Below are 12,564 nucleotides of genomic sequence, written 5' to 3'. Positions count from 1 at the left end.
AGGAGATGACAATCATGCACACATCCGGTATGAATATGAGACCATTGTCAGGTAAAGAGTTGGAGTACATCGTAGATAGCATTTCCAATGAAGACTTGCTATTGAAGCAAGCAGCAGCTACAGCGGCAAGCCAGGTCCATCCTGAAGTCAACCAGTTGCTGACGAACTTTATTCAAATGCACCAGCAGCACATCCATACACTTACAAATGCGATTGCTCAACACGCACAAATGGCGCCTACACAGCCGCAGCAGAATCAAGCATCTCAATAATAGATAGGAGGGAGATTCAATATGCACCAATCATCCTTTATGCAAGAAGAGGATTTGCTATACACGATCCTTGCTGATCTAAAGAGAACATCACGCGAGTATACCACAGCGGTGACAGAAGCAAGCTGCCCGGTTGTACGCCAAATGTTCATGAATCTGACCAATGATACGTTGAAACTGCAAAGCGATTTGTACTATTTGATGGATCAATTGAATATGTACAGCGCTTCAACTCCTGTGTTGAAGCAGGAAATTGACAAGCAGCTTCAGCAAAATCAGCAAACGATGCAAAAGACACAGCAGTTCGTGCAGCAGAAGCTAGGCAGTCATCAGATGCAGCATGGTACCGCTCATTATTATGGCACTTATGCCTCACAGCAGCCGCAGAGCTATCAAGGCCATTCGTATATGTAAGATTCCGTAAAATTGCGATAAGCTATTAGCATCATCTATATCGTGAATTCTTTGCGAGACCCGCAGATAGGTCGTTCCTATCGTGGGTCTTTTGGTCTATATAGGGGCATTTTAAAGGACTGATTGATATATTGAAAGGCTTTTAAAAGCCTCAGAACTCGATCTTAAGATTATGGAATTAAAAAGCTGACTCCTTGGCAGAAAGTTGCAATAGGTGTATCATATGGACATATCTAAAATGTAAACCACATCTTAAGATTGCATGCTGCTTCATACAGCGATACAATTTGTGTTGCATAACAATCGTGGGAGGACCGTCTTAATGAAGGAACTTAGTGATTTGAGTTTAAATATTTTGACCCTGCTTAAAGAAGATGCGCGCCGATCTCCAGAGCTTCTTGCAACACTCTTAGGCGTAAAAGAGCAAGAGATTCGCGATGCTATCGCTGAGATGGAAAAGGATCATGTCATTGTAAAATATGCGACCGTCGTCAATTGGAGCAAGGTGGATGAAGACAAAGTGACGGCGCTGATCGAGGTTCAGATTACACCAGAGCGCGAGCGTGGTTTCGAAGGCATTGCGGAACGCATTTATTTGTTCCCGCAAGTGAAGTCTGTATACCTGATGTCAGGCGCGTATGACTTGCTCGTAGAAGTAGAAGGCAAGAACCTTCGTGAAGTCGCGAACTTTGTTTCTGATAAATTATCTCCTATCGAGTCCGTGCTATCGACTAAAACGCACTTTATCTTGAAGAAGTACAAGCAGGACGGCATTATCTTCGAAGACCATGAAGATGATCATCGTCTTGTGATCTCTCCTTGAGGTGATGACACATGACGAATGATACGATAGGCACGACCAATATGGGAAAGTACTTGAATGCTAGAGTAAGGGATATCCCCCCATCGGGCATTCGCAAATTTTTTGATCTCGTCAGCGGCAATAAGGATATTATTACCTTAGGGGTGGGCGAGCCGGATTTCAGTACTCCTTGGCATGTTCGCGAGGCTTGTGTGTACTCCCTTGAAAAAGGCCAGACACGCTATACCTCCAATGCAGGGATTCCAGAGCTTCGCGAAGCGATCGCGGAGTACTTGGATAGCTCCTTTCAGGTGCAGTATGATCCAGGCAAGGAAATGATCGTAACGGTCGGAGGCTCGGAAGCAATTGATCTTGCGCTTCGTGCGCTTGTTGAGCCTGGCGATGAGATTCTCATTCCTGAGCCTTGCTATATTTCTTACTCCCCAATCGTATCCATCGGCGGAGGCGTGCCTGTAGGCATTGAGACCTTTGCGAAGGATAACTTCAAGCTGACGGCAGAAGCGCTGCAGCGGGCGATTACACCGAATTCCAAGCTGCTCATTCTTTGCTACCCTAGCAATCCGACGGGTGCAATCATGACTTATGAGGATTGGCTGCCGATTGCAAAGGTTGTAGAGGAGAACGATCTTATCGTCATTTCCGATGAGATTTATGCAGAGCTCACCTATGACCAAAAGCATGTAAGCTTTGCCTCGATCCCGGGCATGAAGGATCGTACGATTCTCGTCAGCGGCTTCTCCAAGGCATTTGCTATGACTGGTTGGCGTATGGGCTATGTGTGTGCACACCAAGACCTGACACAGGCGATGCTTAAGATTCATCAATATACGGTGATGTGTGCGCCGGTCATGGGCCAGATCGCTGCGCTAGAAGCGCTTAAGCATGGCTTGGATGAGAAGGATCGCATGGTAGATTCCTATAATATGCGCCGCCGCTTGGTTGTGAAGGGCTTCCGTGATATTGGTCTGGAATGCCATGAGCCTCATGGTGCTTTCTATGCATTCCCATCCATTCAATCGACTGGACTAACCTCTGAGGAATTTGCGACCCGACTGCTCTATGAAGCAAAGGTAGCTGCGGTCCCTGGAGACGTATTCGGCAAAGGTGGAGAAGGCTTTATTCGATGCTCTTATGCGACATCTGTCGCGCAATTAACGGAAGCGATCGAGCGAATGGGAGACCTTGTGACAAAAATCAGACAAGAACGTTAAAATCATGCATAATCAGATAAAAAATGCTAGTTTTTCATAAAAACGTTTGGTACAATGTGAAATGTGTCTATTAGATTTGTTCCATCATTTGGAAGATACACCGATTATCTAGCAGTGGAAGGAGGAAGTGGACTTGTTTTGTTCAGACTTGGCATTTACCAACTTATCTCGTCAAGTGATTCGTAAGGATCGCCAATCTGTTACATGGTCGGACAAAGCAAGAAACGTTTCATCCAGCCTGCTTGACCTTGAGCAAGAAATCCGTGTTCTCCGCAAGCAAATGGAGCAAATGTTTCAACAAGAGCAGTCTTTTACTGCAGACAATGTCATCGAGATTAGCAGCTTGTTGGACCTAAAGATTAATGAGTACATGAAATATTCCAGCATGAATAAATAATCGTACCCGCACTATTCACATACTTGTTAACGAATAAGCAGGCCCTGAGAGGGTCTGCTTTTGTTGTTTATTGCCTTTATGATAATATGATAAGGAATGACAAAGATAGAGGTTTATCGATGAGAGGGGAATAAAGATGAGAGGAATTAGACGCGGACTGGTTGTCCTCAGCTTGTTCATGAGTATGCTCTTGTTAAATGCATGTGGAGAAAAGCCAGCTGATTTCACCATGTTCATGATGGCACAGGGAGCGATCCCTAGCGAGATCACGACAGCCATTCAAGATGATCTGACGAATAAATATCAGGATCAATTCACGATTCAGGTTGTCTCGCCGCCTATGTACAACATTCAACGCTTATTGATTGAGTATGCAGCGAATCAGAACAGCTTGATCGTGCTGCCAAAGGATGACATGAAGGCCTATTCTCGAAATGGTGGACATGTTGTACTTGATTCCTATTTTGATAAAGAACAATATGCAGAAGGTGTCATGGAAGGTCTTGTCGAGCCTGGGAATGGAAAAGAAAAGCAGGATGTGCTTGAAGAGCATCTTTATGCGCTGCCGGTAAGCAAGCTTCCATTTTTGGAGAAGCATGGGGTTACCAATCCTGAGTTCCTAATCGCGATTCCGGCAAACACCCCGAATCTCGATCGTTCAGTAGAAGTGCTTAAAATGATGACAGAAAAGCAGTAATGTCCATAGATACAAGGTGAGGGAGGAACAAATGATGAACATTTATACGCGTAAAGGGGATGAAGGCATGACTTCACTCAAGGGAGGGCGCGTGCCGAAGGATCATCTCCGCGTGGAGGCCTATGGTCAATTGGACGAGCTGAATGCCTTTGTTGGCGTAGCCTTGACTCATTGTCAAGATAACGTTTATACACAGCTTCAGGAACAGCTTCTCGAGATCCAGCACGAGCTGTTTGATTGCGGATCGGATCTTGCCTTTGCCGAGGACAAGCTTGGCAAAGTAACATATAAAGTAACAGAGGATCTTGTACAGCGTTTGGAGCAATGGATCGACGAGCATAATGCTGCTAATGAGGAGCTGAGACGATTCATCCTGCCGGGAGGCAGTGCTCTCGCAAGTGCGCTTCATGTATGCAGAACCGTTTGCCGTAGAGCGGAGAGACATGTCGTAACCCTGTCCCGTACGGAAGAAATCAATCCTTTTGCCCAGCAATATGTTAATCGTCTATCAGACTACTTCTTCGTAGCTGCTCGCAGAGCGAATGGACTTGCTCAAGTGAAGGACATGGAATACGTGCGCAGTGCAGTCGTATTCAGCCGTAAGGAGTCGAAGGCCAAGCATGAAGGATGAGAAAGACTGTGAGGAGCAGCGACTAGGACATGCTGGTCCAGCAATCACAAGCAAAGAAGACGAAGATCAGCCGATATGGGAAGCGGCAGAGCTCAGCTATACCGTACCTGAGCATGAGGATGGCATTCAGCTTCGCACGGTCCTGTTATCGCGACTTAACCTGTCAAGAAGACTGATTACCAGATTGAAGAAGCTTGAGCATGCAATCACCGTTAACGGGGGGCGCTCTTATAATCACAAATCATTGCAGGCTGGAGATAAGGTCGTAATCCGTGTAGCAGAGCCGCAAAAAGAGACGATTGAGCCAGAACCTATACCGATTGACGTTATCTACGAGGATGACGATATTCTTGTCTTGAACAAGCCTCCTGGCATTGTTGTGCATCCGACCTATGGCTTTCCAAATGGGACGCTTGCCAATGGAGTTGTTCATTATTGGCGAGGCCGCGGGGAGCAGACGCGCTTTCGGCCGGTTCATCGCCTTGATCAGGAGACTTCAGGTGTGCTTGTTGTGGCAAAGCATGCGTATGCCCATCAACAGCTGTCAATGCAGATGCAGCGGGGAGAAATGGATAAGCGCTATATAGCCTTTGTAGAAGGATGTCCGAATCCTCTGAAAGGTACAATTGATGCGCCCATTGATCGCGATCCTGTCGAGCGGCACCTCCGAATTGTGACGCCTGATGGCTATGCGTCCATTACGCATTATGATACATTAACTTGCTATACGAGGAACGGGATGCATGCAGCGAAGGTCAGCTGTATATTGGAGACAGGCCGAACCCATCAGATTCGTGTACATATGAAGCATCTGGGTTGTCCCTTAATCGGCGATAAATTCTATAATCCTGAAGGTCAGTTGTACAAAGATATCGAGCGCCATGCTCTGCACGCTGCAGAGCTGTCATTTAACCATCCGATGTCGAAAGAGAGAGTCGTATACGAGGCGCCGCTTCCAGCGGATCTCGTTCAGTTGGAAGAAGATTTGAAGCGTAAGGAGTAGATAGACATGAAAACGTTGACGGTATATCACTATGCAAAGTGCGGTACGTGCCGAAAAGCGATCAAATGGCTTAACGAACATGGTCATGAGCTAAAGCTGATTCCGATTGTGGATGAACCGCCAACAGCCGATGAGCTGAAGGTCATGATCGAGCAAAGCGGGCTTGAGTTGAAAAAGTGGTTTAATACATCTGGAGAAGTATACAAAGAGATGTCGCTCAAAGACAAGCTTCCATCCATGAGCATAGAAGAGCAGATCAAGCTGTTGTCTTCTAACGGCAAGCTGATCAAGCGTCCGGTTGTTACAGATGGCAAGCAGGTTACTGTAGGCTTCCGTGAGAATGAATATGAGGCTCATTGGGCTTAAAGACATGTTCAAGTTAGTTCATTCACGACTGCCATAAAGCGGTATCGATATCTGTTCGTGACCCGTGATATACTGGTGGATGTGAGATTTATAGATTTATGTTAGAACGTTAGCGTTACTATAGGAGAGGAGTGCGTAAGTATCGTGGAAATGATCAAGCCAATAGATATCACTAGACCGAGTGTAATGCTCGTTGATGGGATGGCTGTATTGTTCCGTGCCTTTTATGCTACGGCATACGGCGGTTCGATTCGACGTATGAAAGACGGCACTCCAACGAATGCGGTATATGGCTTCATGCGTTATTTTTGGGATGCGGTCGAAACGTTTAAGCCTACTCATATTGCGTGCTGCTGGGATCTTGGAAGCAAGACGTTCCGCTCTGAGCAGTTTACAGATTACAAGGCGAATCGCGCAGAATGTCCAGAGGAGCTTGTGCCTCAGTTCCAGATGATGCGTGATGTGATGGATGCCTTTGGGATCCCGAATATTTCCTGCGAAGGCTTCGAGGCGGATGATTGCATCGGCACGCTGTCTCGGTTGTATCGTGAGGATTATGATGTGATGGTGCTGACAGGTGACCATGATATGCTTCAGCTCGTACATGAACATACTAAGGTCATCATTATGAAGAAGGGCCATGGCAATTATGCAGTCTATACTCCGGAATATCTCTTGGAGGAGCGTCAGATTAGCCCTGCTCAGGTAATTGATATAAAAGGATTGATGGGCGACACATCCGATAATTATCCAGGTGTCAAAGGGATCGGAGAAAAGACGGCACATAAGCTCATACAAGAGTATGGGTCTATCGATGGGATTCTTAGCAACATGGACTCGCTTGCGAAAGGCGTTCGCTCGAAAATTGAAGCGGATCTGGACATGCTTCATCTCTCTCGCCAGCTGGCAACGATTAATTGCGAGGCCCCATTGACCTGTGATATTGATTCCTGCTTGTATGATCCTGATCGGGAGCAGGTGTCGAGTCTAATGGAGAGACTTGAGATGACCAGTGTGATTCGACTTGTCGGTCTGCATGTCTAAACCCGCGTGTTATGTGTAAAAACGAAAAGCCGAGTGCAGTTCTGCTGCAAGCTCGGCTTTTTTTTGGTGATTAGACAGACTTGAGGATTAATCCGTAAAATGCGCTTCGCCAACCACAAGCTGCAGAAAGGCGCGCATCTCGCTTCCTTCCTCTTCATTCAAACGGAAGCGCTCCTCAAGATAGCCTTCTTCCTCTAGATCGTCTTGGCCAAGAATGGCAGTAATGCCGGATTGAAGGTCAGTCACTAGCTTCTTGCCATAGAATCTAGTTGTGGTTGTAATGGCGAGATCGAAGCGGCGCAAGCTCTCCCCGATAAACGTCACGAACCTTGTGGATGTATCTTCGGTATAATCGGATAAAAAATCAAATTCATTCGACATATGGCTCCTCCTTCGTGAATGACGAGTCCATTATAAGGGATGGGCATGGATGTTGGAAGCTTTTGTTTTTCATTTATCCTTATATTGACAGTGTCATATAGCTAGGATATGATAGGTAATAATACATAACTAGGACGAGGAAGCACCTCTCAGTCGGTTTTCACGATGAGAAGAGGTGCTTTTTCTTTTTGTCGTGAAGCCCTTTGGTTATGAGCATGAATCCATTGGAGGGATCAAACGATGAATGTCATCTGGATGACCAGACTAGAGAAGGAAACGACAGGCGAGCAAAGTGCAGGAGGGCTCCTAAGCGCTGGCGAACAAGAAGGGAAGTGGCTTGTCCTTTGGGAGGATACACCCGCAGGCATACCATCTGATAAGACGGCTGACATCTTATACGAAGGAGCGGTTTGGTCCGAGATGCGGGCAGCCCTGCGTGCAGGGGTGGCACGTCTGCTAAGTGCGGGCTATCAGCCAGCGCTCGGATTCATTCCGGATATGAATCTGCATGAGCGGCGGATGAAAGAGCGCAACGAATGGATTCACTGCTATGCAGATCTGAACCGCAATGATACGCTCTATGAGCTTCTGACAGCTTGGAGAAGAGACCAAGCTGTTGCAAGCCGCAGAGCTCCATATTGGATCGCGACGAATCGAATGCTGCGCTTAGTAAGCACGTATATTCCACATACCGAAGAGGAGCTTAGGCAGCTTCCTGGATTTGGAGAGTCAAAGGTAAAGGCATACAAGGATTCCATTCTGCGTATAACAACGGCGATTAATCGTGAGACGGAATTTCCGCTGGATTGGGTGCAGGAGAAGGTGCCGCAGGCTGACTTTCTAAAGTGGATCTATGAGCAGGAGGAACTGAAGATGAACCAGGAGCTCAGGCGGCTTACAGAACGCCGCTTGCTGCTCGAAGGCATCCAAGCGAGGACCGATGCCAAGGAGCTGATGAATCTTCTTAACATTGATCGACGGGAATTAATGGTGCGTATAGAGGCAATGTCTGGTGATGGTTACGATGTGCATCCGTTTATCGATCAAGAACTGCAGGATGTGCCTCTTAAAGAGCAGCGAGCCATTGAAGCAGCTCTTCAGGAGCTGGGCGGAGAATATTTGAAGCCTATATTTGCTCAAGTGTATGGAGAAGAGGCGCTTGAGTCAGCCGGTTCGGAGTTGCAGAAGCGGTATGAACGAATTCGTTTGCTGCGAATGAAGCAGGGGGATAGGCAGGCTGCCGTTACTGAACAGCCAAAGACACGATCGAAGCAAGACAAGGCGTCTGCTTAGTCAGTCATCCCTTTTTTATTCTCATTCATCATATGCATTGTTAATGCTGTATCGCAGCACTTTATGCTCCCTATACAATATCAAAGACCCGCTGTCCGGTATATGTCAGCGGGTCTATTTAATCGAAAGATTCATTCTGATAATAGCTTCACAGCCAATCCTTCTTGCGGAACCAATACAGCATGAATAGTCCTAGCACAAGCATAAAGCCGCTGGCGTATAGTGAGCCATGCTTGTCATGCAGGAAAGGAATACTGTCGAAGTTCATACCGTAGAAGCCCGTAATGAACGTCAGTGGCATGAATATTGTTGTAACAGCAGTAAAGATGCGCATGATTTCATTCGCTCGATTTGCAATGCTTGATTGATACGATTCTCGCAAGTTGCTCATAAGGTCGCGGAACGTCTCAAATGTCTCCGATACTTTAACTGCATTTTCATAAATATCTTGAAAGTACTTTTGCAGATTCTCATCGATAAGACGCAGATCTTTGCGATACAGCAGCAGCAGAACCTCTTTCTGTGGTCCAAGCGCCTTCTTCAGCCATAGAATCTCGCTTCGTAAGCTAATAATTTCGTTCAAATGCGATTTCTTCGCATTCATGAGCACAACTTCCTCGAGCGTCTCTATCTTCGCTTCGATTCGGTCCGATACGTTAAAATAATTGTCTACTACAAGGTCAGTAAGCAGATAGAGCATGCGGTCCGCTTCATTGACCTCCTGCTCCCACAGAATCGGTTTCACCGTACGCAGCTCACTAATCTTCTGCTTTGTAACCGTAATAATATAATGCTTGCCTAGAAAAATATTAAGTGCGCGCAAAAAGATTTCTTCATCGTCAAATCGAATGCTGTTAATCACAATGAAGTAATGTCCATCGTAGATTTCCAGCTTAGGCCGTTGTTCTTCATCGCTCAAGCAGTCCTCTACAGCCAGATCATGCATCTGAAATAATGACTGCAGGACGATAAGATCATCGACATCGGCATCGATCCAATAGAAGCCCTCTTCTGGCGGTGTCAACGTGACATCGATATCATCGATTGGTGTAAAGACACCGTTGTTGACGAGCCGTATTTTCATCACAATCACTCCTTCGTGCCACCCCACATGCGGCAGCTTGCATCGTCTTTGTACATGACGATTCACGCAAGATGAGGACCGGAAGGAGAATCATCGCGGGAGTGAAGGATCGTTTAAGAAGACCATACAGCTGCATTCAGGTGATATTCGCCGGAATGAAACGATTGGGCCTGCAAACGACATACGACGTTCTCGCTGCATCTACGCTCATGATCTTGTCGAATCGTCATATTCGGTTGTGTGTTCTCACCTCGGCACTGCCTCGGGTCGCCATCCATCCGAAATCACCTCATAAATCAAAAATTAGTGCACCAAGGCACTTCGTTTAGTATACGGGCTGTCCTATTGTCTTTCAAGGAAAAAAAGAGCTCACTCCTTATCCTATCATATGTTAACGACGGAATATGGTGATTTCACTCTTGACTAAATGGATGACAATAGATTAAATTATTACCAAGTGAAAAATAACCAATCAAATACGTATACGGCATTCTTATCAAGAGCAGGTGGAGGGACAAGCCCGATGAAGCCCGGCAACCGGCGTTAGCGTAACGTTAACGCAGCGGTGCTAATTCTTGCAGCGATCAGGTATTGCAACCTGTTGCTGACAGATGAGAGGGACCTAACACATGATAATGTGACCCTTTCTCATACTGCTGGGAAAGGGTCTTTTTAGTACATCTAGACTTCTACGGTACAACTCTCGAACCGCTAAGAGCCTCAATCTGAATTCTGGTACATGCTTATACGATGGTTGGAATTACTTATACAAAGACAAGGAGGAGTTCGTCATGCCGATTAAAATTCCAGATCATCTGCCGGCTAAAGAAATTTTGACTCAGGAGAACATTTTCGTAATGGACGATTCTCGAGCTTACTCGCAGGATATCCGTCCGCTGCGCATTGTTGTCTTGAACTTGATGCCGACTAAAGAAACAACGGAGACACAGTTGCTCCGCCTACTCGGCAATTCACCACTCCAAGTGGAAGTGACGCTGCTCCATCCCGTTACGCATCAGTCGAAGAATACTTCCGTTGAGCATCTATCAAGCTTCTATAAGACATTCGATGATATTGAGCACGAGCAGTTTGACGGTATGATTATCACAGGTGCACCAGTTGAGCAGATGAATTTTGAAGAAGTCACCTACTGGAATGAGTTGTGCAAGATTATGGAGTGGGCTGACCGCAACGTCACTTCAACGCTTTACATCTGTTGGGCCTCACAGGCTGGTCTGTACTATCACTACGGGGTACCGAAGCATCCGCTTGAGAAGAAAGTATTCGGTGTTTTCTATCACTACTTAACAAAGGAAAATGTAAAGCTGACTAGAGGCTTTGATGAATCATTCCTTGTGCCCCAGTCGAGACACACGGAGGTGCGCAGAGAGGACATCGAGAAGGTTTCTCAGCTTGAAATCTTGTCCGAGTCTGAAGAGGCTGGTGTGTATTTGGTATCAAGCTTTGATGGCAAGCACATTTTCGTTACAGGCCATTCCGAATATGATGCCTGTACCCTGAAGTGGGAATATGATCGAGATATTGCAAAGGGTATGGAAATGGAGATTCCATACAACTATTATCCGAATAACGATCCTACTAGAACGCCGCGCTCGACATGGAGAGCCCATGCCAACCTACTATTCTCAAATTGGCTCAACTACTACGTATATCAAGAGACACCATATGTCCTTGGCTCTGTAAGCTCGAATAAAGAAAGTGCAGGTGTGTAAACATGATTGAACGTGATGAATTGTCTTACCGTATTGAAAGTCAGTTAGCCCAAATCGGATCGATTCATGATCCGAAGACAGGGGCCATCAATTTTCCGATTTACCAAGCAACTGCCTATCGACATCCGAAGCTTGGACAGAGCACAGGATTTGATTATACACGTACGAAAAACCCAACACGCGCGGTGCTTGAGGAGGCTTCTGCACTTCTTGAGCGCGGGGATGCTGGATTCGCCTGCAGTTCAGGCATGGCGGCGCTTCAGACTGTATTTGCTTTGTTTAGTCAAGGCGATCACTTAATCGTCTCCCTAGATCTTTACGGTGGAACATATCGCATGTTAGAGCAGCTTCTGTCCCGCTTTGGCATTTCTGCTTCCTATGTTGACACTAATGATATGGATGCAGTAGAAGCGGCAAGAATACCTTCAACCAAAGCGATTTTCATTGAGACGCCAACAAACCCGCTGATGATGATTACAGATATCGAGAGAGCTGCTGCGTGGGCGAAATCCTATGATATTCTAACCATTGTAGACAACACGCTGCTTACGCCATTCTTCCAGCGTCCAATCGAGCTTGGCGCTGACATTGTGGTTCACAGTGCGACGAAATATCTAGGCGGACACAATGATGTCTTGGCTGGCATTATCGTCACAAAGGGAAAGGAATTGTCGGAGCAAATGTTCTTCCTGCACAATTCCATTGGTGCAGTGCTAGGGCCATCGGATTCCTATCAGTTGATGAGAGGCATGAAGACGCTAGCGCTTCGCATGGAGCGCCACGAGCACAACGCAACGCATATTGCCTGTTGGCTGAAAGAGCATGAAGCCATCGAAGCCGTGTATTACCCCGCTCTTCCTGACCATCCGAACTATGAGATTCAGTGCAAGCAATCGTCGGGCAACACTGGCATCTTCTCATTCCGCTTGAAGGATGCGCGCTATGTGGAGCCGATTCTTAGACATATTAAGCTGATTGCATTTGCCGAGAGCCTTGGCGGCGTTGAATCCCTTATGACTTATCCAGCTGTGCAGACGCATGCAGACATTCCGCTTGAGATTCGTGAGGCAGTAGGGGTAGATGATCGCCTGCTTCGCTTTTCTGTTGGGATCGAACACGTCGAGGATCTGATTGCTGACTTGAAGCAGGCGCTTAGCGCAGCAAAAGCAGAGGTCGAGCAGGAACAGGTTGCGGAAGGAAAAGGGGTGTAAGAGC

16 protein-coding genes and 1 riboswitch are annotated in these 12,564 nt (G+C 46.6%); of the genes, 13 read left to right on the top strand and 3 right to left on the bottom strand.

The features are described from left to right. Positions 1-14 precede the first annotated feature (14 nt). The 10 genes from I2H74_RS04770 (at position 15) to I2H74_RS04725 (ending at position 6,858) form a co-directional block, all read left to right on the top strand. The gene (locus I2H74_RS04770) at positions 15-272 is read left to right on the top strand and encodes a hypothetical protein (RefSeq protein ID WP_195572006.1); all 258 of its coding nucleotides are present in this window, start codon (positions 15-17) and stop codon (positions 270-272) included. Between the two features lie 21 nt (positions 273-293). Then, positions 294-686: a spore coat protein gene (locus tag I2H74_RS04765; protein ID WP_195572005.1), complete on the top strand. Its 393-nt coding sequence runs from the start codon at positions 294-296 to the stop codon at positions 684-686. Positions 687-1,008: 322 nt separating this feature from the next. After that, positions 1,009-1,509 (top strand): Lrp/AsnC family transcriptional regulator, encoded by a 501-nt coding sequence (locus tag I2H74_RS04760; protein WP_195572004.1) that lies wholly within the window; start codon positions 1,009-1,011, stop codon positions 1,507-1,509. Between the two features lie 11 nt (positions 1,510-1,520). Then, complete coding sequence (locus tag I2H74_RS04755) at positions 1,521-2,720, top strand: aminotransferase class I/II-fold pyridoxal phosphate-dependent enzyme (RefSeq protein ID WP_195572003.1); 1,200 nt, start codon at positions 1,521-1,523, stop codon at positions 2,718-2,720. A gap of 238 nt (positions 2,721-2,958) precedes the next feature. After that, positions 2,959-3,117, top strand: coding sequence for a Spo0E family sporulation regulatory protein-aspartic acid phosphatase (locus tag I2H74_RS25250; RefSeq protein WP_420707419.1), 159 nt, complete (start codon positions 2,959-2,961; stop codon positions 3,115-3,117). A 136-nt stretch (positions 3,118-3,253) separates the two neighbouring features. Next, positions 3,254-3,814 carry a hypothetical protein gene (locus I2H74_RS04745; protein WP_195572001.1) on the top strand — a complete coding sequence of 187 codons (561 nt, stop codon included), beginning with the start codon at positions 3,254-3,256 and terminating at the stop codon, positions 3,812-3,814. A 34-nt stretch (positions 3,815-3,848) separates the two neighbouring features. Then, on the top strand, positions 3,849-4,445 hold the full coding sequence (locus tag I2H74_RS04740) for a cob(I)yrinic acid a,c-diamide adenosyltransferase (protein ID WP_195572151.1): 597 nt from the start codon (positions 3,849-3,851) through the stop codon (positions 4,443-4,445). Next, positions 4,435-5,448, top strand: coding sequence for an RluA family pseudouridine synthase (locus I2H74_RS04735; protein WP_195572000.1), 1,014 nt, complete (start codon positions 4,435-4,437; stop codon positions 5,446-5,448). Before I2H74_RS04740 ends, I2H74_RS04735 begins: the two co-directional genes overlap by 11 nt. Before the next feature lie 6 nt (positions 5,449-5,454). Further along, positions 5,455-5,814, top strand: coding sequence for an arsenate reductase family protein (locus tag I2H74_RS04730; RefSeq protein ID WP_195571999.1), 360 nt, complete (start codon positions 5,455-5,457; stop codon positions 5,812-5,814). 150 nt (positions 5,815-5,964) lie between these two features. After that, positions 5,965-6,858, top strand: a complete 894-nt coding sequence (locus I2H74_RS04725; protein WP_195572150.1) for a 5'-3' exonuclease — start codon at positions 5,965-5,967, stop codon at positions 6,856-6,858. A gap of 87 nt (positions 6,859-6,945) precedes the next feature. On the opposite strand, the gene I2H74_RS04720 is transcribed toward I2H74_RS04725, so the two are convergent. Further along, entirely contained in the window at positions 6,946-7,239 is a 294-nt protein-coding gene (locus I2H74_RS04720; protein WP_195571998.1) for a DUF3055 domain-containing protein, read from the bottom strand. Between the two features lie 240 nt (positions 7,240-7,479). On the opposite strand from I2H74_RS04720, the gene I2H74_RS04715 reads away from it, so the two are divergent. Beyond that, positions 7,480-8,532, top strand: a complete 1,053-nt coding sequence (locus I2H74_RS04715; protein WP_195571997.1) for an HRDC domain-containing protein — start codon at positions 7,480-7,482, stop codon at positions 8,530-8,532. A gap of 148 nt (positions 8,533-8,680) precedes the next feature. Here the strand turns inward: I2H74_RS04715 and corA are convergent, their stop codons facing one another. Together corA and I2H74_RS04705 are read right to left on the bottom strand one after the other, a co-directional pair. Then, complete coding sequence (gene corA, locus I2H74_RS04710; protein WP_195571996.1) at positions 8,681-9,616, bottom strand: magnesium/cobalt transporter CorA; 936 nt, start codon at positions 9,614-9,616, stop codon at positions 8,681-8,683. 113 nt (positions 9,617-9,729) lie between these two features. After that, positions 9,730-9,894, bottom strand: coding sequence for a hypothetical protein (locus I2H74_RS04705; RefSeq protein ID WP_195571995.1), 165 nt, complete (start codon positions 9,892-9,894; stop codon positions 9,730-9,732). Positions 9,895-10,106: 212 nt separating this feature from the next. Beyond that, positions 10,107-10,234: riboswitch (SAM riboswitch) on the top strand. A 173-nt stretch (positions 10,235-10,407) separates the two neighbouring features. On the opposite strand from I2H74_RS04705, the gene metA reads away from it, so the two are divergent. Both metA and I2H74_RS04695 read left to right on the top strand, forming a co-directional pair. Next, positions 10,408-11,349, top strand: coding sequence for a homoserine O-acetyltransferase MetA (metA, locus tag I2H74_RS04700; protein WP_195571994.1), 942 nt, complete (start codon positions 10,408-10,410; stop codon positions 11,347-11,349). Between the two features lie 2 nt (positions 11,350-11,351). Then, positions 11,352-12,560: a PLP-dependent transferase gene (locus I2H74_RS04695; RefSeq protein ID WP_195571993.1), complete on the top strand. Its 1,209-nt coding sequence runs from the start codon at positions 11,352-11,354 to the stop codon at positions 12,558-12,560. Positions 12,561-12,564: the final 4 nt, after the last annotated feature.

The sequence above is a fragment of the Paenibacillus sp. 1001270B_150601_E10 genome (assembly GCF_015558675.1).
In the GTDB taxonomy this organism is placed as follows: domain Bacteria; phylum Bacillota; class Bacilli; order Paenibacillales; family Paenibacillaceae; genus Paenibacillus_B.
Note: the sequence above shows the minus strand (reverse complement) of the source record. Positions and strands in the feature narration are given on the sequence as shown.

Excerpts from the sequence above, each read along its gene's own strand:
- I2H74_RS04770 (WP_195572006.1), top strand. The coding sequence starts at position 15 with ATGCACACATCCGGTATGAATATGAGACCATTGTCAGGTAAAGAGTTG.
- I2H74_RS04765 (WP_195572005.1), top strand. The coding sequence starts at position 294 with ATGCACCAATCATCCTTTATGCAAGAAGAGGATTTGCTATACACGATC.
- I2H74_RS04760 (WP_195572004.1), top strand. The coding sequence starts at position 1,009 with ATGAAGGAACTTAGTGATTTGAGTTTAAATATTTTGACCCTGCTTAAA.
- I2H74_RS04755 (WP_195572003.1), top strand. The coding sequence starts at position 1,521 with ATGACGAATGATACGATAGGCACGACCAATATGGGAAAGTACTTGAAT.
- I2H74_RS04745 (WP_195572001.1), top strand. The coding sequence starts at position 3,254 with ATGAGAGGAATTAGACGCGGACTGGTTGTCCTCAGCTTGTTCATGAGT.
- I2H74_RS04740 (WP_195572151.1), top strand. The coding sequence starts at position 3,849 with ATGAACATTTATACGCGTAAAGGGGATGAAGGCATGACTTCACTCAAG.
- I2H74_RS04735 (WP_195572000.1), top strand. The coding sequence starts at position 4,435 with ATGAAGGATGAGAAAGACTGTGAGGAGCAGCGACTAGGACATGCTGGT.
- I2H74_RS04730 (WP_195571999.1), top strand. The coding sequence starts at position 5,455 with ATGAAAACGTTGACGGTATATCACTATGCAAAGTGCGGTACGTGCCGA.
- I2H74_RS04725 (WP_195572150.1), top strand. The coding sequence starts at position 5,965 with ATGATCAAGCCAATAGATATCACTAGACCGAGTGTAATGCTCGTTGAT.
- I2H74_RS04720 (WP_195571998.1), bottom strand. The coding sequence starts at position 7,239 with ATGTCGAATGAATTTGATTTTTTATCCGATTATACCGAAGATACATCC.
- I2H74_RS04715 (WP_195571997.1), top strand. The coding sequence starts at position 7,480 with ATGAATGTCATCTGGATGACCAGACTAGAGAAGGAAACGACAGGCGAG.
- corA (WP_195571996.1), bottom strand. The coding sequence starts at position 9,616 with ATGAAAATACGGCTCGTCAACAACGGTGTCTTTACACCAATCGATGAT.
- I2H74_RS04705 (WP_195571995.1), bottom strand. The coding sequence starts at position 9,894 with ATGGATGGCGACCCGAGGCAGTGCCGAGGTGAGAACACACAACCGAAT.
- metA (WP_195571994.1), top strand. The coding sequence starts at position 10,408 with ATGCCGATTAAAATTCCAGATCATCTGCCGGCTAAAGAAATTTTGACT.
- I2H74_RS04695 (WP_195571993.1), top strand. The coding sequence starts at position 11,352 with ATGATTGAACGTGATGAATTGTCTTACCGTATTGAAAGTCAGTTAGCC.